The 24,588-nt window shown below is 41.0% G+C and carries 25 protein-coding genes; 17 read left to right on the top strand and 8 right to left on the bottom strand.

What is annotated here, in order from left to right:
- Positions 1–41 precede the first annotated feature (41 nt).
- A complete protein-coding gene (locus tag ABFY09_RS10725; RefSeq protein WP_347984315.1) occupies positions 42–449 on the bottom strand; it encodes a PA2817 family protein in 408 nt (135 codons plus the stop codon).
- Positions 450–509: 60 nt separating this feature from the next.
- On the opposite strand from ABFY09_RS10725, the gene ABFY09_RS10720 reads away from it, so the two are divergent.
- From ABFY09_RS10720 to queF, 3 genes are read left to right on the top strand one after another with little or no spacing between them, the layout of a single operon-like run.
- Entirely contained in the window at positions 510–1,424 is a 915-nt protein-coding gene (locus ABFY09_RS10720) for an ABC transporter ATP-binding protein (RefSeq protein ID WP_347984314.1), read from the top strand.
- 4 nt (positions 1,425–1,428) lie between these two features.
- Positions 1,429–2,202 (top strand): ABC transporter permease, encoded by a 774-nt coding sequence (locus tag ABFY09_RS10715; protein ID WP_347984313.1) that lies wholly within the window; start codon positions 1,429–1,431, stop codon positions 2,200–2,202.
- A 12-nt stretch (positions 2,203–2,214) separates the two neighbouring features.
- Positions 2,215–3,024 (top strand): NADPH-dependent 7-cyano-7-deazaguanine reductase QueF, encoded by an 810-nt coding sequence (gene queF / locus ABFY09_RS10710; RefSeq protein WP_347984312.1) that lies wholly within the window; start codon positions 2,215–2,217, stop codon positions 3,022–3,024.
- Between the two features lie 94 nt (positions 3,025–3,118).
- On the opposite strand, the gene bcp is transcribed toward queF, so the two are convergent.
- Entirely contained in the window at positions 3,119–3,568 is a 450-nt protein-coding gene (bcp, locus tag ABFY09_RS10705) for a thioredoxin-dependent thiol peroxidase (protein ID WP_347984311.1), read from the bottom strand.
- 192 nt (positions 3,569–3,760) lie between these two features.
- Between bcp and dapA the strand changes: the two genes are divergently transcribed.
- From dapA to ABFY09_RS10680, 5 genes are all read left to right on the top strand, one after another.
- Positions 3,761–4,642, top strand: a complete 882-nt coding sequence (gene dapA / locus ABFY09_RS10700) for a 4-hydroxy-tetrahydrodipicolinate synthase (RefSeq protein ID WP_347984310.1) — start codon at positions 3,761–3,763, stop codon at positions 4,640–4,642.
- Positions 4,639–5,712: a hypothetical protein gene (locus tag ABFY09_RS10695; protein WP_347984309.1), complete on the top strand. Its 1,074-nt coding sequence runs from the start codon at positions 4,639–4,641 to the stop codon at positions 5,710–5,712. Before dapA ends, ABFY09_RS10695 begins: the two co-directional genes overlap by 4 nt.
- Before the next feature lie 34 nt (positions 5,713–5,746).
- Positions 5,747–6,463: a phosphoribosylaminoimidazolesuccinocarboxamide synthase gene (purC, locus tag ABFY09_RS10690; RefSeq protein ID WP_347984308.1), complete on the top strand. Its 717-nt coding sequence runs from the start codon at positions 5,747–5,749 to the stop codon at positions 6,461–6,463.
- A gap of 85 nt (positions 6,464–6,548) precedes the next feature.
- The gene (locus ABFY09_RS10685) at positions 6,549–7,793 is read left to right on the top strand and encodes a lipoprotein-releasing ABC transporter permease subunit (RefSeq protein WP_347984307.1); all 1,245 of its coding nucleotides are present in this window, start codon (positions 6,549–6,551) and stop codon (positions 7,791–7,793) included.
- The gene (locus tag ABFY09_RS10680) at positions 7,786–8,472 is read left to right on the top strand and encodes an ATP-binding cassette domain-containing protein (RefSeq protein ID WP_347984306.1); all 687 of its coding nucleotides are present in this window, start codon (positions 7,786–7,788) and stop codon (positions 8,470–8,472) included. Before ABFY09_RS10685 ends, ABFY09_RS10680 begins: the two co-directional genes overlap by 8 nt.
- Before the next feature lie 84 nt (positions 8,473–8,556).
- On the opposite strand, the gene ABFY09_RS10675 is transcribed toward ABFY09_RS10680, so the two are convergent.
- Positions 8,557–9,096, bottom strand: coding sequence for a DUF2062 domain-containing protein (locus tag ABFY09_RS10675; protein ID WP_347984305.1), 540 nt, complete (start codon positions 9,094–9,096; stop codon positions 8,557–8,559).
- A 20-nt stretch (positions 9,097–9,116) separates the two neighbouring features.
- On the opposite strand from ABFY09_RS10675, the gene ABFY09_RS10670 reads away from it, so the two are divergent.
- From ABFY09_RS10670 to murI, 8 genes are read left to right on the top strand one after another with little or no spacing between them, the layout of a single operon-like run.
- Positions 9,117–11,060, top strand: coding sequence for a ComEC/Rec2 family competence protein (locus ABFY09_RS10670; RefSeq protein WP_347984304.1), 1,944 nt, complete (start codon positions 9,117–9,119; stop codon positions 11,058–11,060).
- A gap of 13 nt (positions 11,061–11,073) precedes the next feature.
- Positions 11,074–11,700 carry a MotA/TolQ/ExbB proton channel family protein gene (locus tag ABFY09_RS10665; protein WP_317003758.1) on the top strand — a complete coding sequence of 209 codons (627 nt, stop codon included), beginning with the start codon at positions 11,074–11,076 and terminating at the stop codon, positions 11,698–11,700.
- A complete protein-coding gene (locus ABFY09_RS10660; RefSeq protein WP_347984303.1) occupies positions 11,697–12,119 on the top strand; it encodes a biopolymer transporter ExbD in 423 nt (140 codons plus the stop codon). The genes ABFY09_RS10665 and ABFY09_RS10660 overlap by 4 nt, the downstream gene beginning before the upstream one ends.
- Positions 12,116–13,153, top strand: coding sequence for a tetraacyldisaccharide 4'-kinase (gene lpxK / locus ABFY09_RS10655; protein ID WP_347984302.1), 1,038 nt, complete (start codon positions 12,116–12,118; stop codon positions 13,151–13,153). Before ABFY09_RS10660 ends, lpxK begins: the two co-directional genes overlap by 4 nt.
- Complete coding sequence (locus ABFY09_RS10650; RefSeq protein WP_347984301.1) at positions 13,146–13,343, top strand: Trm112 family protein; 198 nt, start codon at positions 13,146–13,148, stop codon at positions 13,341–13,343. The genes lpxK and ABFY09_RS10650 overlap by 8 nt, the downstream gene beginning before the upstream one ends.
- The gene (locus tag ABFY09_RS10645; protein WP_347984300.1) at positions 13,340–13,822 is read left to right on the top strand and encodes a low molecular weight protein-tyrosine-phosphatase; all 483 of its coding nucleotides are present in this window, start codon (positions 13,340–13,342) and stop codon (positions 13,820–13,822) included. The genes ABFY09_RS10650 and ABFY09_RS10645 overlap by 4 nt, the downstream gene beginning before the upstream one ends.
- Before the next feature lie 5 nt (positions 13,823–13,827).
- Complete coding sequence (gene murB / locus ABFY09_RS10640) at positions 13,828–14,895, top strand: UDP-N-acetylmuramate dehydrogenase (protein WP_347984299.1); 1,068 nt, start codon at positions 13,828–13,830, stop codon at positions 14,893–14,895.
- Between the two features lie 14 nt (positions 14,896–14,909).
- On the top strand, positions 14,910–15,713 hold the full coding sequence (gene murI / locus ABFY09_RS10635; RefSeq protein ID WP_347984298.1) for a glutamate racemase: 804 nt from the start codon (positions 14,910–14,912) through the stop codon (positions 15,711–15,713).
- Positions 15,714–15,729: 16 nt separating this feature from the next.
- On the opposite strand, the gene ABFY09_RS10630 is transcribed toward murI, so the two are convergent.
- The gene (locus ABFY09_RS10630) at positions 15,730–16,869 is read right to left on the bottom strand and encodes a patatin-like phospholipase family protein (RefSeq protein ID WP_347984297.1); all 1,140 of its coding nucleotides are present in this window, start codon (positions 16,867–16,869) and stop codon (positions 15,730–15,732) included.
- 469 nt (positions 16,870–17,338) lie between these two features.
- On the opposite strand from ABFY09_RS10630, the gene pgm reads away from it, so the two are divergent.
- A complete protein-coding gene (pgm, locus tag ABFY09_RS10625; RefSeq protein ID WP_347984296.1) occupies positions 17,339–18,982 on the top strand; it encodes a phosphoglucomutase (alpha-D-glucose-1,6-bisphosphate-dependent) in 1,644 nt (547 codons plus the stop codon).
- Between the two features lie 66 nt (positions 18,983–19,048).
- On the opposite strand, the gene ABFY09_RS10620 is transcribed toward pgm, so the two are convergent.
- From ABFY09_RS10620 to ABFY09_RS10605, 4 genes are all read right to left on the bottom strand, one after another.
- A complete protein-coding gene (locus ABFY09_RS10620; RefSeq protein ID WP_347984295.1) occupies positions 19,049–19,273 on the bottom strand; it encodes a hypothetical protein in 225 nt (74 codons plus the stop codon).
- A gap of 14 nt (positions 19,274–19,287) precedes the next feature.
- On the bottom strand, positions 19,288–20,436 hold the full coding sequence (locus tag ABFY09_RS10615; protein ID WP_347984294.1) for a Na/Pi symporter: 1,149 nt from the start codon (positions 20,434–20,436) through the stop codon (positions 19,288–19,290).
- A 160-nt stretch (positions 20,437–20,596) separates the two neighbouring features.
- A complete protein-coding gene (locus ABFY09_RS10610; RefSeq protein ID WP_347984293.1) occupies positions 20,597–21,337 on the bottom strand; it encodes a spermidine synthase in 741 nt (246 codons plus the stop codon).
- An 82-nt stretch (positions 21,338–21,419) separates the two neighbouring features.
- The gene (locus ABFY09_RS10605; RefSeq protein ID WP_347984292.1) at positions 21,420–24,494 is read right to left on the bottom strand and encodes an FAD-binding and (Fe-S)-binding domain-containing protein; all 3,075 of its coding nucleotides are present in this window, start codon (positions 24,492–24,494) and stop codon (positions 21,420–21,422) included.
- Between the last annotated feature and the right edge of the window lie 94 nt (positions 24,495–24,588).

Below are 24,588 nucleotides of genomic sequence, written 5' to 3'. Positions count from 1 at the left end.
GGTGTAAATGGGCGGATGCAGTCAGCCGCCCATTTAATGTATTAATGGATTTGAGTGGGTGTGCCGCGCAGAGCATTAATTTCTTCGGAAATGTTGTAGCTTTTATTTTGGCTATCTAGTTCGTATAAACGCTCTTCCATTTCTTGATAAAGCGTGATTTCTTCATCACCTAAGAAATGCAAGCATTCACCACCGTTGAACCATAAAAGCTCTCGTTTAATCAGTGGGACTAAATTGGCGTAGCATCTTATAAAACGTGACAGTATCTCTTGGGCTTGAAAAGTATAATCGTGAGTGTTTGCTTCAATATCTTTGATTAACAGATCCCATTTTTCTAGAAAGTCCAGCTCCTCTTCTGCTAAGTCTGTTTGATCAAAAGGAGCGTGCTCTGCAATTCGCTGTCGTAAATCAGCAAAGGCATCAAGTATATATTGTGTGCGTGATTCCACGTAAAACCCTATTAAGTAAATAATTATATTAGTCGGCATCGCCGTACGAGAGTGTTAATTATGACATATGCAATTGAAATTAGTGACCTTAAAAAACGTTATGAAAGTGGGTTTGAAGCATTAAAAGGCGTGGACTTAAAAGTAAATAAAGGTGATTTTTTTGCTTTGCTTGGACCTAATGGTGCAGGTAAGTCAACAACGATTGGAATTCTGTGTTCTTTGGTGAATAAAACGTCGGGCAAGGTGTCCATCTTTGGCACGGATATAGATGAAGATTTTGCAACTGCTAAAAAGCATTTAGGTGTTGTTCCTCAAGAGTTCAATTTTAATGTTTTTGAGACAGTATTCAATATTGTGGTTACTCAAGCTGGATTTTATGGCATTAGTCGCTCAGTAGCGGTTGAACGTGCTGAAAAGTATTTAAAACAACTAGATTTATGGGAAAAAAGAAATGTTCAATCCCGTATGTTATCTGGTGGTATGAAACGTCGCTTGATGATTGCTAGGGCGTTAATACATGAGCCTGAAGTGCTGATTCTTGATGAGCCAACAGCGGGTGTGGATATTGAGCTTCGTCGCTCTATGTGGGAATTCATTAAGCAGCTAAACGAACAAGGGACGACGATTATTTTAACGACTCACTATTTAGAAGAAGCTGAGCAGTTGTGTCACAATATCGCCATTATTAATGCCGGAGAGATTGTTGAGAACACAAGTGTAAAAAAGTTGCTTAAAACGCTAAATCAAGAAACTTTCATTTTAGATCTTGATGCTAGTTTGCCAGAAAATTGGACATTATCAGGCTTTGCTATTTCAACCTCTAAAGATGCGACTTCTCTGGAGATTGAGGTGGTAAAAGGGCAGTCATTGAACACGATTTTTAACGCATTGGATAAGATGTCGATTAATGTTTTAAGTATGCGTAATAAATCCAATCGACTCGAAGAGCTCTTCGTGAAATTAATCAAAGGCTAATTAGATGAAAAACTCAGAAATTTGGATTGCTTTTTATACTATTTTAATCAAAGAGATTCGTCGTTTTACTCGTATTTGGCCGCAAACATTGTTGCCGCCTGCGATTACCATGACATTGTATTTTGCTATTTTCGGTAATTTGATTGGCGATCGAATTGGCCAAATGGGCGGCTTCAGTTATATGGAGTACATAGTTCCGGGTCTGATTATGATGTCGGTTATCACGAACTCTTACTCGAATGTCTCGTCGTCGTTTTTCTCGGCTAAGTTTCAGCTCAGTGTTCAAGAGCTGCTTGTGTCGCCCACGCCTAATTGGGTCATTTTAGTTGGGTATGTATTGGGCGGTGTTGCGCGTGGTTTATTGGTTGGGTTAGTTGTAACTGTTTTGTCGTTGTTTTTCACTCATTTATCGCTAGAAAATGTGTTTATGACGATATTTGTTGTGTGTTTAACAGCGATTATGTTTTCGTTAGGTGGTTTTGTGAATGCGATCTACGCTCAGAGTTTTGATGATGTGTCGATTGTTCCTACTTTTATTTTAACGCCGCTAACTTATCTTGGAGGTGTTTTTTATTCTATTGATCTGCTATCAAATTTTTGGCAATCGGTCTCTCTTTTGAATCCTGTGCTTTATATGGTTAACGCTTTTCGTTATGGGGTTCTTGGTGTGTCAGATATCAATGTTTACTGGGCATTGATCATTATTGGTGTATCTATCGCTGTGTTGTTTTGGTATAGCTTGCGTTTACTGAATCAGGGCAAAGGCATTCGTAATTGAGGAAAGTATAGTATGGGTTTTTTACCTTTAGGTCAGCAAACTGAGTATGTTTCTGAATATGATGCAAGTTTGCTTTACCCTATCGCAAGGGTGGATAAGTGGCGGGAAATGGATATTGAATCTGAGCGATTACCTTTCTATGGTGAAGACGTTTGGAATGCTTATGAAGTGTCATGGTTGAATCTAAAAGGCAAACCAGTTGTGGCTTTGGCTGAGTTTCGTTTACCTTGCGATTCGCCAAATATTATTGAGTCTAAGTCTTTTAAGTTGTATTTGAATTCACTTAATCAAATGCGATATGACTCTGTTGAAGAAGTTCAAGCTCTACTTGAAAAAGATTTGTCAAAGGCTGCAAAAGCCAATGTGACAGTGATTATCAGAAACCTTGAATCAGTCTCTTCTTTGGTTGTATTGACGCCAGATTATTGTATTGATGAGCTGGATGTTGAAGTGAATGAATATCATCCGAATGCAGATCTACTAACTATTGGGAAAGGAATAGTTGAAGAGCGTTTGGTCAGTCATTTGCTAAAATCCAATTGCCCAGTAACAAATCAACCAGATTGGGGTTCAGTTTCCATCGATTATAAAGGGTCAAAAATTGAGCATGAAAGCTTATTGAAATACATTGTTTCGTTCCGTGAACATACGGACTTTCATGAACAATGTGTGGAGCGAATTTTTATCGACATCATGCGCCGATGTAAACCAGAAAGCTTAACGGTTTATGCTCGTTATGTGAGAAGAGGTGGGTTGGATATTAACCCTTATCGGTCTTCTGAGCCCGTAGCTTTGGGTAACGATCGTTTAACGAGACAATGATTGGTCTTTTAAAATAAAGAAAAGAGAATAAAAAAGGTTCAATCATGGTTGAACCTTTTTGTTTGATGTCATTGTTTGAAAATCATAAGAAAGCTTACTTAAGAATCTGTGCGGCGTGTTCTTTGGTTTTTACTTTGCTAATAACTTCTTCGATTTTACCATCTTTATCAATGATAAAAGTGGTTCTTACTGTTCCCATTGATTCGCGCCCCATGAACTTTTTTAGTTGCCATGTGCCATACAATTCATGAACTTCTTTTTCAGTGTCGGCGATTAATGGAAAAGGTAAATCATATTTAGCAATAAAGTTCTGGTGCTTCTTTTCTGTGTCTGTGCTGATACCAAGAACAATGAAGCCTTGGTCTAGTAAAGTTTGGTAGTGATCACGTAAGTCGCAGGCTTGGGCTGTGCAGCCGGGGGTGTTGTCTCTTGGGTAAAAATATAAAACCACTTTTTTACCTTTGAACTGGCTCAATGTAATTGAGTCGCCATTTTGGTCTTTGGCGGTAAAATCTGGAGCGATTTGTCCTACTTCGATAGTCATAAAATTACTCTTTTTTAATGAAAATTTTTTAAAAAACGATTGAAATATTATTAGCTTAGCAAGACATAAGGCAAAAATCTTCTCGATTGAAAAATCTTCCCCATTTACGCTCGCTTTACGCCTCTCAATTATTGTTAAAGCGGAGTCTGGGCGTTACTATAGGCGCGTTTATAATTTTATCGGAGACTCGAAATGATCACAGGTAGTTTAGTTGCGCTTATCACACCCATGTCACCAGATGGCGCTGTAGATACTAAAAAATTAGATGATCTTATAGAGTTTCATATCAACGAAGGTACCCACGGCATCGTTGCCGTAGGCACAACCGGTGAATCTTCAACATTGACTCATGAAGAGCATGCCAATGTTATTCGTCAGGTTGTTAAGACTGTAAACGGCCGAGTTCCTGTAATTGCAGGAACAGGTGCCAACGCGACACATGAAGCAATAGATTTAACTCGACGTGCTAAAGAAGCCGGCGCTGATGCGTGTTTGCTTGTGACGCCATATTACAACAAGCCGACACAAGAAGGCTTATATCAGCATTTTAAAGCCATCGCTGATGCCGTAGATATTCCTCAAATTCTTTATAATGTTCCTGGTCGTACGATGTGTGATATGCAAAATGACACGGTTGTTAGATTGTCTGCTATTAGAAACATTGTCGGAGTAAAAGATGCTACTGGAAATCTAGAGCGTGGCGAGGCTTTGATTAACGCTGTACCAGAAGATTTTGCCGTTTATTCTGGCGATGATCCTACTGCTGTTGCGCTTATGCTATTGGGCGGTAAAGGTAATATTTCCGTAACGGCCAATGTTACACCAAAAATCATTGCAAAAGCGGCGGAATTTTCATTATTAGGTGATGCAGAGCAGGCGAAAGCAATAGACGCTACGGCTGCTTTATTGCATAAGAACTTATTCTTAGAATCGAACCCTATTCCTGTGAAATGGGCCTGCAGCCAATTGGGCTTGTGTAGTGAAGGTATTCGTTTACCATTAACCCCTCTTTCTGAGCAATATCATTCTGCTGTTAGAGAATCTATGGTCCAAGCTGGAGTTTTGTTAGTATGAAAAAAATCTTATTAATCCTTTCCCAAATTAGCTTCTTAGCTCTATTGTCTGGTTGTAGCCTTTTCTATACGGACCATTCTAATGATTATCAAAATGAAAGAGCGGTTTCTAATTCGTTGCAGTCGCCTGAAGGCTCTTTGCCATCGAAAGATGCATTAGTCATTCCGAATGAAGACAGAATTGCTGATTTAGAGTCTGTTACACCTTTTGAAACGCCAAGAGCTCAGTTTATTTATTATCCAATGGTTGCCGTTGGAATGACTGAAACTGAGCAGTCGATTGAATGGCTTGTTCCTGCATCGAAAGCACAAACAAAACGCATTGTTTCAGATTTCCTCGCGGCACTGTATGGCGCTGGTCAATCAGTCCGTTCTCAAACAGAAGATGAAATTATTTCTGTTCCTTTTGATTTTGACCCACAAGGTTGGTGGGCGTCATTGTGGAGCAAAATAACACGAGTGTATCCTGACCAATCTGTCTTCTCATTTAAGTTTAGCGAAGTAGAAGGTAAAACCCTTGTCACTATGCAGCTTCGTCATGAGCAAGAAGGTGATGCGGAACCAAGTGATTGGATGACGCCAAAAGTAAGCGATGACACATACACAATCGCAGTACGTTTGTGGGGGACAATTGGTCGTCAGCTGAATCAATCATCGGCGTATTTGTCTAATCGTGGTGATACATCTGATTTCCCTGTTTGGGTCAACCACCGCGGTATTTTCGCGGTTCGTTTGAACAAAAAACTTTCCGCTGCAGAATTGGAAGCACGACTTCAAACCGCTGGTTTTTACATCATGCCTGACGCTGAAAGCAAAATTGCTCCAGTGAAGCCTGAAGACGTTGCTCGTATTGGTGATATTATTGACTTTAATATTCCAACTGGAAATGGCGAGAAGCAAAAACTCTTCAATGTATATCGTCGTAATTTAGACGATGTAAATTGGGACAAGCGTGAATACTCTTATGAAATTACACACCAAAAAGCAGGTGATTTCTTAGTGATTGATGTTTCTTCAATGGATTTTCCTGAAGTGACTTCGTTCCATTTGGTACAACGTTTTTTAAAGTAAAATAGATTAACCCCTCATAATCGGAGATTTTCCAATGGAAAAACGACAAGAGCTGTATGCAGGTAAGGCAAAATCTGTATTTCGTACAGATGATCCTGACAAAATGGTTCTAGTGTTTCGTGATGACACTTCTGCATTTGATGGTAAGCGCATTGAGCAGCTTGACCGTAAAGGCATGGTAAATAACAAGTTTAATGCTTTTATCATGACAAAGTTGCAGGAAGCAGGCATTCCTACGCACTTTGAAAAACTGTTGAGTGATACAGAATCGTTGGTTAAGTGCTTAGACATGATGCCAGTTGAATGTGTTGTTCGAAACGTCGCTGCAGGCAGCTTATGTCGTCGTTTAGGTGTTGAAGAAGGCATTACTTTAACACCACCAACGTTTGAATTATTCCTTAAGGATGATGCCTTGGGCGATCCAATGATCAACGAATCTCATGTGGAGTCATTTGGTTGGGCGAAAACTGATGATCTTGCTAAAGCCAAAGAGCTTACATACAAGGTGAATGATGTATTAAAAGCGATTTTTGCTGAAGGCGGCATGATTCTGGTTGATTACAAGTTAGAATTTGGCCTATATAAAGGTGAAGTTGTACTTGGAGATGAATTTTCTCCTGATGGTTGTCGCTTATGGGATGCCGAAACGAAAGAGAAACTGGATAAAGACCGCTTCCGTCAGGGGTTAGGTGGTGTGATTGAAGCCTATGAAGATGTTGGTCGTCGCATAGGCATCGATTTCGACGCTTAAGTTTTAGATTGGCGATTTTGTCCATAAGGGAGGAAAGGTTTTTTCCTCCCTTTTTTGTCAAACAAATGCCATGCAAGGATATACATTGATTAATTTCCTACCTATCGCGATTGGTTTGCGCTATGCGCGAGCAAAACGCTCAAATCATTTTATTTCGTTTATTAGCTTTTCTTCTATCGCAGGTCTAGCGCTGGGTGTAATGGTGCTGATTACCGTTTTATCTGTAATGAATGGGTTTGATCGAGAATTACGTCAGCGGGTTTTAGGTATGGTGCCTCACGCTACTTTGTGGGGAAATCCGGAATTGGAAGATTGGCGATCAACGGCAGAGCTTGTCAGTAAAATGCCAGATGTTGTTGGTGTCGCGCCAAATATTCAAGCGCAAGTCATGTTTCAATCCGGTGCCAGTGTTCACGGCGCAATTCTTAATGGCATCAATCCAGAAATGGAAAAGAAGGTCTCAATTGTTGATGAGAACATGGCTTCTGGGTCGTTAAATGCACTTAATGACACTCGATTTGGTATAGTGCTTGGTGCTCAATTAGCGAAAATGCTCAGGGTTCAGATTGGCGATAAAGTTACGGCGATCTTGCCTAAAGCCAATGTTTCGATTGTTGGTGTTGCGCCTGTTTTAAAACGCTTCACCTTAGTGGGAACGTTTGAAGTGGGTGCTGAATTAGACAGTAGTTTGGCTTATATTAATATTCAAGATGCAGCGAAGTTAAAGCGTTACGGTGAGGATTCAGTTGAAGCACTGCGTATTTCGTTTGATGATTTGTTTGTAGCTTCTTCTCGTATTTGGGATATTGCCAGAGAAGTACCTGGTCAGAACCGAGTCAGTGATTGGACTCGAACTCATGGAAATTTATTTCAAGCGATTCAAATGGAAAAAACCATGATTGGTTTGTTATTACTGCTGATTGTTGCTGTTGCTGCTTTTAATATCGTTTCTACCTTGGTAATGGTGGTAACGGATAAGCGTAACGACATAGCCATTCTTAGAACCATGGGGCTTACATCCAGCCAAGTTATGATGATTTTTATTGTTCAGGGTATCTTTATTGGCATGCTTGGAACATTAATCGGTGTGATTTTAGGTGTTACGCTTGCTTTAAATGTCAGTGAGATGATTGCTGGCCTTCAAACCTTGTTGGGCGTTCAGTTCTTAAGTTCAGATGTGTACTTTATTAATTACCTTCCTTCTCAGCTTGAATGGTCAGATGTGGAATTGATTGTAATATCGGCCTTTATTATGACAGTCGCTGCAACCATATATCCGGCTTGGCGGGCGTCAAAAGTAGAACCAGCGGAGGCATTGCGTTATGAATAATGACATCGTTTTAGAATGCCAATCGCTTTCTAAACAGTATCAGGACGGTAAGCAAACCATTGATGTATTTACATCCATTGATTTTAAACTTCTTAAAGGCCAAGCCTGTGCCATTGTTGGTGCGTCTGGTTCTGGTAAAACAACACTTTTGAATTTATTAGCTGGATTAGATTTAGCTACGACAGGGGATGTGAAGCTAGCGCAAGTTTCTTGGTCTAGTATGAGAGACGCTAAGCGCTCTAAAATGCGAAACTCTGAGATGGGCTTTGTTTATCAGTTCCACCATTTGTTGCCTGAGTTTTCTGCTTTAGAAAATGTCTTAATGCCCATGTGGATTGCTGGGATAAATAAGAGTGAAGCAAAGAAACGAGGCGAGGAATTATTGAGTCAAGTTGGTCTAAAGGATCGGTTGCATCATAAACCATCACAATTATCAGGTGGTGAAAGGCAGCGTGTTGCTATTGCTCGAGCTTTGGCTAATCGTCCGGCTTTTGTCCTAATGGATGAGCCAACGGGTAACTTAGATGAAACGACCTCATTGGATATTCAGAATTTGATCAATGAGTTGAAAGTCACCTATAACATGGCGTTCCTTATTGTGACTCACGACGAAAAAATGTTGGGTTGGATGGATTCAGCTTATCGTTTATCTAAAGGAGCACTACAGACTTTAAAGTGATATTCATGTTTGGATATTGCTAGAGAAGGGAAGTGTTTCTCTTGAATTGTTATTTTAGGCCGAGGTTAACTGCTTTGGCCTTTTTTATTTCTTCGCGCGTAATTGACGTTCTTTCCAGCGCTTGATTACATGAAAGCGCCATAAAATGATAATCAAAGCATAACCAATCGCACCAGCAATTAAGCCTGACATGACCGAGCCCACATAAAGCGGAAGCCAGATGTGCTCCATCTTGTCCCATATCCATTCTATGGACAGTTTGAAATGTTTCTTATCATGGGTGCCTAGTATAAAGCTGCCAAACTTATAGTTAAAATAAAAAACAAAAGGCATGGTGAATGGGTTAGTAATCCATACGAGTGCAATCGACAATGGAATGTTTGCACGCATTGGGATAGCGAGAAGGGCAGATGCCAGCATTTGAAATGGCATGGGAATAAAGGCCCAAAATAAGCCGTTAAAAAAACCTCTTGCTACAGATTTTCTGTTTAAATGCCATAGATTGGCGGCATAAATCTGGGAGCCTAAAATACCTAAGACTTTACTCTTTTTAAGCTTTTCTGGATTAGGTATGAATTTTCTTAGATGATTTTTCGGCATAATCAGATAAAAATAAGTTAGCACTTTAAGACATGGAGGTCTTGATGTTACTAAGTAGTTTGTCCATCTTCGTGGGCGCCATTTTGGTGCCAGTAGAGTATTTATGGTTGTATTCTACTTATATCATTCTAGTGTGTCTCTACTTAATCCGTATAAAAGGGTTAATAGTGACATGTTTGACACTTATCTCCTTTATTTCAATTGTTTTTCATGAGTTCTCGGCGACAGAGCCTTTGTCATTATTTTCAGGACAAAAGCTTGGGGTAAATGTAGAGCGTGAAGAAATTTACTTAAGGTCAACAGAGGTTTTGCAGGCAAATAATAAAGCAAGACAGTATGACGTTAATTTAGTGTTTTTCCTGAAAGACGGCTCCCGCCAAACATTTGAGCATTTCAATCTTATTCCTGTTTCGTCTTTCGATAACCTGTTTTTTAACAGTCTTGGCAACCCTCTAATTTATGGTGTGATTAAAAAGGTTATTTGGCCTGAAAAAAATGGTACGCCATGGCAACGTAAGCTGTATGTAGAAAGAAAGCTTGCTCAAATTGACGTTCGCTTTGAAAGCTCTGATCTTGACAGGTTGCAAATAAGTAACGTCCCTGAGCCAAGAGAGTGGCTGCTAGCCCGATTGGATAATGCAATGCAGGGCTTTTCATCTTGGCGTTTTTCCAAGGCCTTGTTGCTTGGGGTGAATGACCTTTGGAGTGAAAGGGACACTTGGATTGTTAGAGTCTTAGGTTTGGCGCATTTATTTGTAGTTTCTGGCTTGCATACAGGCTTCATATTTGTGATTGGCCGTTTGTTGAGTCGATGTGTTTGGCAATTTTGCCCAGATAAATTGTTATTGGCAGGTTTAAGTCGATGGCACTGTGATTTCGTCATAATCGAGCCTCTATTATTGTTTTTCGCTTATATAACAAATTGGGGAGAGCCAGTTATAAGAGCTTCGATCATGTTAAGTGTTTATATGTGTGCTCGTATGTTGGCGTTAAAAGTGTCTCCTTATGGCATCATTACGTTTGCTTTATGGCTTGTATTATTGGTTGAGCCAAGATCCATATTAAGTCCTGGCCTGTGGTTGTCATTTAGTATGGTGTATTTATTGATTGGCTTCTGTCAGCTATCCACGAAATTATCTCGGCTGCTGATATTACAAGTGATGCTAAGTACGGCATCTATGGTGCTGATACTGGGTTGGCAGGAAGGGATTTCAAGCAGTTCCATCTTGATGAATGTTTTCCTTATTCCTGTAGCGGGCGTTATATGGTTTCCGTGGGGAATGATGGCTTGCTTTGAGGTTTTGATTTTTGGAACCCTACACAGTTATCAAATATTAGATTACGGTCTTGGTTACATTGAGGGCTTTTGGGAATGGGCCGCTTTTACTGCCCCTGTTTTTTATTTCGATCACTTTTCCTCAACCATTCCAAGAACAATTATGCTCTTATTGGTTGCTTATTGGGTGTATCAAAGCCCCTTAAAAAGAGGGATGTTGAGTGTGCTGGTGATTTGGTGTGTGTTGTTTTCACCTGTGTGGCTTCACCTTCATAAAGCAGATATTCAGATAGAAAATAAAGCAAATATCTTGGCAGTTAAAAACAGAGTTAACTCACTGATAACGGATACTTGGGCTGGAGGAGATTTGAGTAAATTACTGTTTAATGGTTACTTGGGAGACAATATCAAAGGTCGCTACATCTTGGCGCCAAATGCGATGTCTTCTTTAACGCCTCAATCCTTATTACAGCATGAAATAGATTGGATAATTTTTAAAAGACCACCGCCTAAAAATATTCAGTCGATGCTAAAAGCACTGAATGTGAATTGGCTGTTAGTTTCTTCTGGTGAATCGCTGAATTTTTATTTTCAAGACAATAGAATTACATTAAGACATTCGAACTGTATATATTCATTTTTTCTCTTAAAATCTGACACTTGCAAGCGTGTAGAAAAGTTAGAGAGTGTGGTAAATTACTTGCAAACTTAAATTGGAGATTGAAGTGTTAGCCTTTATTCAAACTGGTGGTTTTTTCATGTGGCCGTTAATGGCTTGTTCAATCCTAACGTTGGCCATTATCCTTGAGCGCTTTTGGACGTTACGTAAATCAGGAGTGGTGCCAAATGGACTGCTCAGTGAGGTAATGACCCGTTTACGTGACGACAGAATGACACTCGATTATATCCGCTCAATGCAATCAAAAACGGGCTTGGCTTCGATTTTTGCGGCAGGATTATTAAACTCAAAGCATGGACGCAGTGCCATGAAAGAGAGCGTTCAAGAAGCTGCGAGTCATGTTATTCACGAGCTAGAACGTTTTATGAACACATTGGGAACTATAGCTGCCATTTCTCCTTTATTAGGCTTACTTGGAACCGTTGTCGGCATGATCAAGGTGTTTGCTGTGTTAATGGAAAATGGTGCGGGCAATACAGCGCTTTTAGCTGGAGGTATCTCTGAGGCGTTATTAACCACGGCAGCAGGCTTAGGTGTGGCGATTCCTGCGTTAATATTTCACCGCTTTTTCAGTCGTAAAATCGATGTGCTGGTTGTGACAATGGAGCAACAATCGACCAAGTTGGTAGATGCGCTTCATGGCGACAAAAGCAAATCAGGAGCAGCACAGTGAAATTTCGTCGTCAAAAAATCGATGACGTTCAAATCAACTTAACTCCTTTGATTGATGTCGTTTTTTTACTGTTGATTTTTTTCATGGTAAGTACAACGTTTAACCAAAGTACCGAGTTAACGATTGATTTGCCAACGGCTACTTCTAACGCCCCCAGATCTGATGTTTCTCAGAATGTTGAGCTCGTTATTACGGCTGACGGCCAATATGTCATCAATGGACAAACTTTGATTAATGAAAGAGTCAGCACCTTGGTTCAAGGCTTAAAAGAAGTGACCAGAGGTGATAGCTCAAAACCGTTAATCATCACTGCCGATGCGAAAGCCTCTTACGACATGGTGCTAAGAGTATATGATGCCGCTGCGACGCTAGGCATTACTAAATTGGCCCATACAGCACAGAAAGAGCCAAAGCAGTGAGCTTAGAGCGTCTTATCAATCGGTCTTGGTACGGCAAATGCGGTTGGACGCATATTTTCCAACCGATACAACCTTTGGTTAAGAAGTTAGTAAAACAGAAACGTACTGGCTTTTTACAACAGACGAATCCTTCCTATCGTGCTCCTGTGCCCGTTATTGTTATTGGTAATATTAGTGTGGGAGGAACGGGTAAGTCGCCTATGGTTGTGGCGATTTGCAAGCTATTAAAAGAACAAGGTTATCGCCCTGGGATTGTTTCCAGAGGGCATGGCGTGAAAGTTAACGCGCCAACCGCTGTGTCTTCAGATAGTCTTGCCAGTGCTGTTGGTGATGAACCTGTTATGCTGGCTCGTCAAACTCATTGTCCCTTGGTGGTGTTTCCTCAAAGAGATAAAGCCGTTCAGCATCTACTGAATACTACAGACGTAAACATCATTATCAGTGATGACGGCATGCAACATTATCAGCTTAATCGAGACATCGAAATTGCCATGCTTGATGCAAAACGTGGAGTGGGCAATGGTCAGTTGTTACCGGTTGGGCCATTGCGTGAGCCCGCTGAGCGGCTTGCTGAGGTCGATTTTATTATGAGCATTTCAGAGCAGATGACAGATCCGCTCACCAAATTAAACCTGCCAGTTGTTCTAACTTGTTTGACGTCCTCACGTTTATTGTCATTAGATGGACTTCGCTCTTTGAATTCCAAAGCCGCTTTTACAGCTGATGAACAATGGCATGTTATGGCAGGAATAGGTAATCCACAGCGTTTCTTAGATACCTTGACTGCATTAGGGTTAGCAGAAAATAATACGACCCATAAATGGTTTTCAGATCATCATTCGTTTAAAGAATCCGACATTCCAGAGACAGGAAATGTCGTAATGACAGAAAAAGACGCTGTGAAGTGCCAAAGTTTAGCCTTATTAAATCCGAACCTTTGGTATTTACCTGTTTCGTTGGTTTTACCAGAATCTTTCCAACAAGATTTTTTAGAAAAATTAAACCTTATTAAAGTAGGTAATCAAGATGAATAAAGCGTTATTAGATATCCTCGTTTGCCCTGTTACGAAATCAGCTTTGTCACTGAATAAAGAGGGTAATGAATTGATTAGTAAAATAGGCGGGATGGCGTATCCTATTCGTGATGGTATTCCCGTTTTACTTGAGACAGAAGCGCGCACGTTAACAGCGGATGAACGTCTTGAGTCAGGCACTGTAAAATGAAATCTTTTAAAGTACTCACTGTTTGTTTGGGCAATATTTGTCGCTCGCCAGCTGCACAGGGTATTTTAGAAAAAATTGCCACCACTCAAAAGTTGTATTTAGAGCTGGACTCCGCTGGAACAGCGGCATATCACGTTGGCAACCCTCCAGATTCTCGCTCTATATCGGCTTTGAAAAAAGTTGGTATTGATATCAGTGGGCAAAAAGCCCGTGAGGTTAGTGTGGAAGACTTCCACGAATTTGATTGGATTCTTGCAATGGACAGAGCGAACCTAATAAACCTTTGTAAAATTCAACCAGAGGATAGTCCTGCCAAGGTTGTGATGTTTGGTGAGTTTAATGAGCTTGCTAACTTTGGTGAAGTGGATGATCCATATTATGGCGGCACAGAAGGCTTTGCTTTCATGAGAGAACACCTAACAGACATCGCCAATGCATTCGTGCTCCACATTAACTCTAAAGACAATACATACCGTTAATTATTATGCCATTTAATACAGATGATTCTCTTGTACAAACGGTTGAAGCAAGTATTCAGAAAGATGTTTCTTTAGCTACTTACAACACTTTTGGTTTTTCTTATCAGGCTGAGTACTTTGCAATTGCAGACAGTTGTGAATCGCTCAAAGTTTTATTGGCTTGGGCGAATCGTTCAAACGTTAATGTCACTATGATTGGTGGTGGCAGTAATTTACTAATTTCTGATCATATCGGTGGTTTGGTGATTATTAACCGCTTGCAGGGAATGCAAGCTCACGAGCATCCAAATAACTTGATCTGTCTTACTGTCTCTGCAGGAGAGAAATGGCATCAAGTGGTTGAGCACGCGGTTGAACAGTCTTGGTATGGCATTGAAAATCTTGCGTTGATTCCAGGAACAGTAGGTGCTGCACCTGTTCAAAACATTGGTGCTTACGGTGTTGAAATTAAAGATGTTTTAGCTCGTGTGCAGGTGATGGATCAAACCTCTGGCGATGTTTATTGGATAAATGCCAAAGATTGCGGCTTTGCATACAGAGACAGTCACTTCAAAGGCAAATGGAAAAATAAGTTAATCATTACATCGGTGGAATTGATGCTTAAAAAACAGGCTGATTTATTGCTAAGTTATGGCGGATTGGCGAATCGTATTGACGGTGAGCCGACACTGAGAAAAGTATTCGATACAGTATGTGCTGTTCGAGCAGAAAAACTGCCAAATCCAGAGACGCTGTCCAATGCAGGTAGCTTTTTTAAAAATCCTATTGTCAGTCAAGAGCAGCATAATGAGTTGAAAAAACGATTTTCTGATTTGGTCTCTTTTGCATTTGAAGATAATTTTAAGTTGGCAGCAGGTTGGTTAATTGATCAAGCGGGTTGGAAAGGGAAAAAAAGCAAAGGTGTTGGGGTTTATGACAAACAAGCTTTGGTATTGGTGAACTACACCGAACAAAGTGCTGATGCTTTATTAGATCTTGAAACTCAAATTAAGCAGTCGATTTTAGAGCGCTACGGTGTTGAGCTAGAGCGAGAGCCAGTTCAATTACCTGTTCAGTCAAATACCGCTCACTAGATGGAGTTGATGGATTGAAAGTCGGTGTGATTGATTCAGGTGCTGGTGGGTTAACCATTCTTAATGCCATTCATAAAAAACTCCCTTATCTTGATTTACTCTACCTAGCTGATGATGAGTTTGCGCCTTATGGCAATAAAAGCTTGGAGCAGTTAGAAAATAGGTTGATTCAGATAGGACGTTTTTTTGAAGGTGAAAAAGCCTCTGCAATTGTTGTTGCATGTAATACGGCAACGGTCACTGCAATTGATGCATTAAGAGCAAATACATCTTTACCTGTGATTGGTGTTGAGCCAGCGGTTAAGCCTGCCTTCAGCATTAGTAAACAACGAAAAGTAGCCGTACTTGCAACACCTGTTACCGCTCGCAGTTCTCGACTTAATCAGCTAATTGACTTGTGGAAAGCAGATGCTCAAGTGTCCATTATGTCGAGCGATTCATTGGCTTTTGATATTGATGCTTGGCCAGAAACTCGAGAAAAAATAGAGCAAACCATTCACCAACTGAGTGTTGAGATGCTAGAGCAACAAGTAGACACTTTGGTGCTAGCTTGTACGCATTATCCTTTAGTGAAGTCTCTGTTTGAAAAAGAGCTGGGTAGCAATTGTGAGATCATTGAGCCGAGCGAAGGGGTGACGGCTCAACTTGAAAGGCGCTTATTTCATCATTACCTTGATGAGATGAAGATGCTTACCTTGTCAGAAAAGGTTAGTAGTGTTGAGTTATGCAGTTCCTTGGGGATGAATAACATGCCGCGTTTAATGTCTTGGGTATCAGAACCTAAGGGTATTGTTTCTCAAAGAGCTGTTAAAATTTAGCTCAGCTAGTCTGATATTAATCATTAAAAAAGTCCAAAATGCGGTCTTTTTCCCACATAGCGTCCTTGTGTCCCAATTCTATTAAAGCTCGGCAGTATTCTGGAGTAAAAAGCAGATAGCTGGCTGCAGAGCTAATTTTCTCAGAGGTTGATCCACCCGCTGCTTTTAGTAAAACTCGAACGTTTTTAGGTAATGTCCTAATATGACGATGAGCTATTTCGTTAAGTTCTTCTGATGGAGAAATGATTAAGGTCTCTGTTGGTAGGTACTGATGCTGAGCCTGTTTTTCCTCAGGAAGATCCTTGATTAAACGGTTCATAATTTCTAATTGGTGAATGTCATCTTCAAGATTATCAATGAACGCGCTATTTAATAATTGGCCAAGTATCTGTGTCACGCTTGGTGCGCTGTGTTTAATATTGTCCTCTGGTGTTGACCAAGGCTTGGGGCTTCGATTGCCACTCACGCCAATAATAAAGAGTTTGTTCGCACCACATTGTAATGCTGGATAGATGGCGGATTTTTGTCGGATTGCCCCATCGCCATAATAGTGCTGATGTATTTTATGAGCAGGAAATATCATAGGAATGGCGCTGGAAGCCAACAAATGCTCAATCTCTATATTATCCTTGATGCCTTTTCGTCTATTTGCTTGCCATTCTTTTAAGTCCGCTTTTCCTTGGAAAAAGGTGGTTGACTCACCTGTACTGTAGCTCATGGCAGTGATGGCTAATGCTGTTAGTTGTTGATTTTCGATAGCCGTATTAACCCGCGAGAAATCTAGATGATTATTCAGTAACTCTTTTAAAGGCGTATTGTCCATTAGAGCAATAGAAGAACCATGACTGTGTTTGTGAAACAGCGAAATAAGAGTTTTGGTTAAAGAGCTCGCCACAGGCCAACGGCCCACTGTGTAAATTTGATCTGGCGTTAAGTGGCGCCAGACAAAAGCTAATGTGGAAGCGGCTTTGGAAAAGTTACTGGCGTGAGTAGCAAGCATGGTTGCATTGAGTGCACCTGCGGAGGTTCCACATAAAATAGAAAAGGGTAAAGGCGTATTTTTAGGGAGCATTTTCCCCATCGCAGACAATACACCGACTTGATAGGCCGCACGAGCGCCGCCACCAGAGAGAATTAATGCCTTGTTATTTTCCATATAAACTCGCTTAGTCAGATCCAAATTGGATAATTCGAAGCTCTTACGTATCTCATAAAACAGAGCTTTCTTCTATCGAAACAATGACTCACTTCCTCATAGTATGGATGCTTTTAAGAAAAACTAGATATAATTTATAGGTATTTCTAGTCTTTATTGTTATCACATTTATAGACTAAGCGAGTCATGCCGGTCACAATTTTGTCTATGCTTTTCCGATAAGTATTTTTTGTTGATGCTTTTTTAAATCATCGCTTTTGCCAAATATCATGAAGATTTAAACGCAGGGAACATAGGTGTTATTTTTTCGTTTGGCGCCAGTTATTCAATTGGCAGTTTGATCCTGAAAAAGCGTTAAACGCTCAGCATAATCAAATCATTTGCACGCTATTCGGTTAAGTCGTTGAAACTCATGTTAATTTAAGGGAGACTAATTACATTTTTCAATGATTTAATAGGGTGTTTTAATATGGCAATTCATTCTCAAGCTGGACAGCTTGCTCCCCATGATTCCTTGGTAAATCTTCCTGAGCTGATGACGGCGTATTACCTTAAAAAACCAGACGTTGCTAAGAACCCCGAAGAGGGCGTTAGCTTCGGAACGTCTGGCCATCGCGGTAGTGCTTTATTGGTGAGTTTTAATGAAGACCATATTCTTGCTATTTCCCAAGCCATCGCTGAGTACCGTAAAGAGCAAAATATCACTGGCCCTTTGTATTTAGGGAAAGACACGCACGCCTTATCTGAAGCTGCATTTCAAACGGTATTGAGCGTTTTAACGGCAAATGGCGTTAAGGTTCGAGTTCAATTAAATGGTGGCTTTACACCGACACCTGTTATTTCTCATGCTATTTTGACTCATAACAAACTTCAGAATGATTTAAGTGACGGCGTCGTCATTACACCATCACACAATCCGCCTGAAGATGGCGGCATCAAATACAACTCAATCAAAGGTGGCCCTGCGGATAAAGATATTACGGATTGGGTAGCGAAAAGAGCGAATGCACTTCTGCAGAATGGTTTAACAGAAGTGAAGCGTTTTACACCGAAAGAAATGGAAGTGAGCGCACTCATCGAGTCTTTTGACTACATTAATCATTATGTTGATGACCTTGAAAATGTTATCGATATGAAAGCCATTGCGGATGCAAAAATCCGTATTGGCGTAGATCCGATGGGCGGTTCTGGTATTCATTATTGGGCGCCAATCGCTAAAAAATACGGTTTGGATATTACGGTAGTGAACCCAGAAGTTGATCCAACTTTCCGCTTTGTGCCTTTAGATAAAGATGGTCGTATTCGTATGGATTGCTCATCTCCTTACGCAATGAATAATTTGTTGGCGTTGAAAGATGACTTTGATATCGCCGTTGGTAATGACCCAGATTATGATCGTCATGGTATCGTCTGTGCGGGTTCTGGGTTAATGACCCCAAACGCCTATTTAGCCGTGGCGATTGAATATTTATCTCAACACAGGGCTGAGTGGCCACAAAACATCCAGTTTGGTAAAACCTTAGTATCGAGCGGTATGATTGACCGAGTCGTGAACGGGCTAGGTTGCCGCTTATGCGAAGTCCCTGTTGGCTTTAAATGGTATGTTGATGGTCTGTATGACGGTGTTATGGCATTTGGTGGCGAAGAAAGCGCAGGCGCGTCTTTCTTGCGTAAAGATGCCAGTGTTTGGACGACAGACAAAGATGGCTTCATCATGGCATTGCTTGCTGCAGAGATTTTGGCTGTAACAGGCAAAGACCCACAAACGCTTTATGATGCACAAGTTTCGAAATACGGGCAGCCATTTTATAAACGCATCGATGTGGCGGCAACACCAGCGCAAAAAGCGATATTGGGAGCATTAGATACTAAAAACGTCACACAAACAGAACTTGCAGGTGAGGCGATTCAAAGTGTTCTAACTCATGCACCCGGTAACGGTGCAGGTATTGGTGGCTTAAAAATTTCAACTGAAAATGGTTGGTTTGCTGCTAGGCCTTCAGGTACCGAGAATGTTTATAAGATTTATTTGGAAAGCTTTGTTTCGGAATGTCACCTTGCAGAGCTGGAAAAAGAAGCAAAAGCATTGGTCGACAGTGTGTTAAATTTATAAGTGAATTTAGATAAAAAAATCCCCCAGTCTTTGTTAAGAAGGCTGGGGGATTTTTTTATTACATCATTACTTATGCTTTTTAGACTCTTCTAAAAGATACGCAATGAAGTTCTTAATGCTATTCAAATTGAACTCAGCACTTGTCATGTGATGATCTAGGTCTTTGATTTCATGGGATTGCTTAATGTGCTCACGACGAATGACTTCTTGCTTTAACTCTTGCAAAGTAAGTTGAGTTTCATCAATCAGTTTGTTCAATCTTTCAGTCGATAATACTTGTAAATTACTCATAAAAATTCCCTTAATTAAATTAAGCTACTAACACCTAAACAGACAGCAGGAAGAATAAAAAATACACCTAACACATAAGCAAGGGCGGCAAATTTGTTTTCTGATGCAGTTGCACCTAATGATTCTGCCGCTTTTACAGGTAATTCACGCAACATTGGAATGCCATAGATAACGACAACACCAAGGATGTTATAAGTAAGGTGAATAAAGGCAATTTGCAATGCCGCAGCAGCATTACCTGTGACGGCTGTGGCAGCAAGAACGGCCGTCACACAAGTACCAATATTCGCGCCTAAAGTGAATGGGTAAATATCTTTTAGTCTGAATGCGCCAGATCCTGCAAGAGGCACCATCAGAGAGGTGGTTGTTGAAGACGACTGAACAAAAATAGTTACTAAGGTCCCAGATGCAATACCAGATAAAGGACCACGGCCAATCGCAGTATGCATGATGTCTTTTGCTTTACCAACCATCAATTTTTTCAGTAGCTTGCCAACCATAGTAATGGCAACAAAGATTAGTGCGATGCCGATTAGAATAAGTGTCACGCCGCCTATTTGATCACCCAGTGAATGAGTTGCATTCTTGACCGTATTCACAACTGGGGCGGTAGCTGATTTAACGATATTAAAGCTATTAATTGATGTATCGCCAGAGCCATAAAACAGCGCAGACAACGAACCGCCTAGTTTTTCTAAAATGCCAAAAGCCATTTCGAGTGGCAAGAAAATAGCCACCGACAATAGGTTGAAGAAGTCATGTACGGTAGCCGCTGAGAAAGCGCGCTTGAATTCTTCTTTAGCTCGAACGTGACCAAGAGAAACAATGGTGTTGGTAATAGAGGTACCAACGTTGGCTCCCATTACCATAGGTACTGCAAGTTCAACAGGTAATCCACCTGCAACCAAGCCTACAATAATAGACGTAACAGTAGAAGAAGATTGAATTAATGCTGTCGCCACAATGCCGACAACAAGACCTGCGAAAGGGTTGCTCGCAAAAGCAAACAATTCTTTTGCATGGCCGCCAGTTGCCATTTTAAATCCACCGCCAATCATGCCAACAGCGCAAATTAACAAATAGACCAAAAGAGCAACCATTGCCCATTGCATATAGTTCTGATATTCACTTCTGTTGGGAAGTACTGCCTGATTATTTTTCATGGTAAGTTTCTACCTAATAGTTAATTGGTAAAATGAATACTACGGGCAGTTCTTTACGGAAATATGACTATACGAAAGGTCAGGTATGACTATACGAAAGGTCAGGTTTGGTGTTTTCTTGTCTTTTCAGAAAGGAAAAGCAAGAAAACCAAATGATGAGTCAGACAGAAGTTAGGCGTGATAGCCACTTAGTTAAAGGAATGCCTAATTGCGCGCCAATCTTTTGGGCGCTATTTTTTAGCTCTTTGCCAGTTGAATGGTTTTTCTTTTTACCAGCAATGATGACCCAGTTTCCTGTTCCTGTATCCAACGCTCGGACGTCAACAAAGTGGCGCTTAATAAGCTCGTTCAGTTCGTCATGATTTTTATAATCATTCCAGCAATTAAGAGCCAGCCAGCCATCTTCTTTAATATTCTTAGCGCAGTTTGAAATGAAGCTTTCTTGTAGAACGGAACGATCCATTCCATCCGTGTTATAGATATCCGTCATGAGCAAATCGACTTTTTTCGTCAAGCCTTTTTCTAAACGGTCAGTTGCATTGGCTACTTCTAAGGTTACTCGCTTTCCTTGAGGTAATTTGAAGTACATTTGTGCTGCATCCAATACTTCTTGGCGTAACTCTACGGCGGTTATTTGTATGTTTGGAATCGCGTAATACAAGGCATTAAGCAAAGCGCCGCCGCCCAAGCCTAGAATACAAACGCGCTTTGGCTGAGAGAAAAGCAAGGGAAGCGTCATGGCTTGAGTGTATTCATGTTGAAGGACGTGTGGTGTAGATAGACGAATGCGGCTTTGTTCATCGCCTTCTGCAAAGGAAAGTACTCGATATTGCCCATCATCAAAAACGCGAATAGGGCCTAATTCATCTGCACTGTCGTGCAATAGGTTGTGGTGGCTCATGATGTCACGTTTTCCTTACTCTTTATTGTTGAGATTATAAAAAAGTAAGGCTCAAAGAGATTGAGCCTTACTCAAAGAGGGCTTATTGGATAACAACTTCTCTTATGTGTTTTAAAAGTACTTGTATCGGATGTGGCAGATTCGCATCATCAAAGCGTTTTGCTTGACTTCGACAAGAATAGCCTGTGGCCACTAATTTATTGCTTAGCTCTGGGGCGTTTACCTTTTCTTTCCACGACAGTTCATAGATGGTTTTAGAAGTGTCTTTATTCGCTGTTTCATGGCCGTAAGTGCCAGCCATACCGCAACAGCCTACATTTTCGACTTTCAGTTCAAGGCCTAGAAGACTGTAAACCTGTTGCCAGTTCTTGATGGAACCTGCGGCATTAGTTTTTTCTGTGCAATGAGTCATGAGATGGTACGTTGACCCTTCACACATTAATGGCTGTTTGGTCAGGTGATCTTTCTTCTCAGCTAACCATTCTTGCATCAGGTGAATCTTAGGGATTTGCCTATTATGACCAAACGCTTTTGTATACTCGGAGCGGTATGTCAAAGTCATTGAAGGATCTATACCAATAAAGGGCAACCCATAAAATGACAAGCTTTGTAGCATGTCTAAGTTTTTGCGTGCTGTTTTATTGAATGCTCTCATGAAGCCGTGAACGTGCAAGGGCTTTCCATTTGGCATATAAGGCGCTAAATACGCTTGGAAGCCTAAGCGACTTAAAAGCTCCATAGTGTCTAGCACCAGTTGAGTTTCAAAGTAGCTGGTGAAAGCGTCTTGAACGACAATCACAGCTCTGGATCTGTCTTTATAACTTAAGGACTCAATTGCCAATGGTGTTGCTAAGCGGATGCCCCGCAAAGACATTTCTTTTTTGAGGTTGTATTTGCTGAGTTTAGGGTTGTCCGTTAATCCTAAGTATTTGCTACTGAGAGTGTTGGTCCATTTTCGATCCATTAGCCAATTGTAAGTACGAGGAAAGATTGCCATGGTTGGAACCATAACTTCCAAGGAGCCAATCAAGTAATCTTTCGCTGGGCGCAAATAGCGACTGTAGTATAGCTCTAGGAACTTCGCTCTAAACTCAGGAACGTCAACCTTGATCGGGCATTGACCAACACAGGATTTACACGCCAAACACCCCATCATGGACTCATGAACTTCATTCGAAAAGTCATAAGTACCGCGGTGCTTCTCTATGGTGTTTTTTAACTTTGGAAAGAAACTAATCAATGCATTACTGTGTTTAACTGACTTGCTTGTTTTCGCTGTATCTACGCCTTGCTCGCTCATGCAGCGCAGCCATTCGCGCATCAAGGAGGCCCGGCCTTTTGGAGAGTGTCTGCGGTCGCGTGTGCCTTTCCAAGAAGGACACATCGCATCATTAGGATCAAAGTTGTAGCAAGCGCCATTTCCGTTGCAATACATGCCTTCTTTAAATTGTTCGCGGTTTTTGACCGGGATTTGTCGATCGTATTGTCCGCGTAATGGTACTTCGTCAATTTTTAATAAATCGACGCCCAGTTCAAATGGCGTAGCAATTTTTCCTGGGTTTAATTGGTTACGTGGATCAAAAGCGCCTTTTACCTGTTGAACGCTTGGGTATAAGTCTCCAAAAAAAGCAGGCGCGTATTCTGAACGTACGCCTTTGCCGTGTTCGCCCCAGAGTAAGCCATTGTATTTTTGAGTTAATGCCACCACTTTATCAGTGATTTCACGAATCATAGGCTCTTGAGATTCGTCTTTTAAGTCCAAAGCAGGACGAACATGAAGTACACCTGCATCCACATGGCCAAACATGCCATATTGAACCTCGTAACTGTCTAGCACAGCACGAAACTCCATAATGAAATCTGCCAAGTTTTCAGGTGGAACAGCAGTATCTTCCACAAAAGGAATAGGGCGTTTTTCACCTTCTGCATTACCTAGTAAGCCAACTGACTTTTTGCGCATCGCCCAGATTTTATTCACATTGCTGTGACCCATAGCGATGGTGTAGCCCAAAGTGTTGCTGCCACCTTGTTCTGCCAGTGCGTCTAATTTATCGGTTAAGGTTTTGATTCTGTCGGCAAGGTTTTGTTCATCGTTATCTGTGTACTCAACAAGGTTAATGCCTTGAATATTCTCGCCAGTTTTTTCTGGAAAAAACTCAGCAACGGAATTCCAAATAATATCGTCTTTGGCGAGCCCTAATACTTTTGAGTCAACAGTTTCTATGGAAGTTGGATTAACCGCTAACAATTCACGAGCGTGACGTAATGAGCCTTCAAAGCTGTTGTAACGAATATTAACCAAAGCCGCATAGGTTGGAATCGGTAGCAGGTTTACTTTGGCTTCGACAATGAATCCTAGTGTTCCTTCTGAACCACATAGCACAGAGTTCATATTGAATAAGCCGTCTTCTGTGCGAATGTGCGCGAGGTCATAACCTGTTAAGCAACGGTTTAATTCTGGGAAAGTGTCTTGTATTTCTTGTGCTTTGTTTTTTTGAATAGCGTCTACAGTGCGATGAGCGTGAGCAGAGTAATTGCTGCCGAGTTGAATGCTGGCAAGTGTCTCATCATTAATCGGGAAGGATTCCAGTAACTCTCCATCTAACAAAACGGTTTTCAGAGATAGAACATGATCTCGTGTTTTTCCGTACATGACAGAGCCTTGTCCGCTGGCATCTGTGTTGATCATGCCGCCAATGGTTGCTCGGTTACTGGTCGATAATTCTGGAGCAAAAAATAGTCCGTGAGGTTTTATAGCCTTATTGAGTTGGTCTTTAACAACGCCGGTTTCAACACGGGCCCAACCTTCTTCTACATTGATTTCCAAAATACGGTTCATGTATTTGGATAAATCGACAATCAAACCATCAGTGAGTGATTGACCATTGGTTCCTGTGCCGCCGCCTCTTGGGCTCAGTATAATGTCATGGAATTCTTTTTGATTAGATAAGCGAATCAATCGCTGAATGTCGTCTGTGTTTTTAGGGTAAATGACGCCTTGTGGAAGTACTTGATATATAGAGTTATCAGTTGATAGAACAACGCGGTTAGCATAATCAGGATTGGTGTCTCCTGCAAAACCTGAAGCATTCAGACGTTCAATAAAAGAAAGGTACTTTGTCTGAATCGGCGAGACTTCAGAAAGCTTAGGAATCATGTTTCATCTCCATAAATGATGATCGCGCCGATTTTAACAAAGAAAGCTTATAGATAGGGATATTTCTGACATGAAATTTACTGATCAAATAACT

It is taken from the genome of Marinomonas sp. 5E14-1 (genome assembly GCF_039939215.1).
Lineage (GTDB): Bacteria > Pseudomonadota > Gammaproteobacteria > Pseudomonadales > Marinomonadaceae > Marinomonas.
Note: the sequence above shows the minus strand (reverse complement) of the source record. Positions and strands in the feature narration are given on the sequence as shown.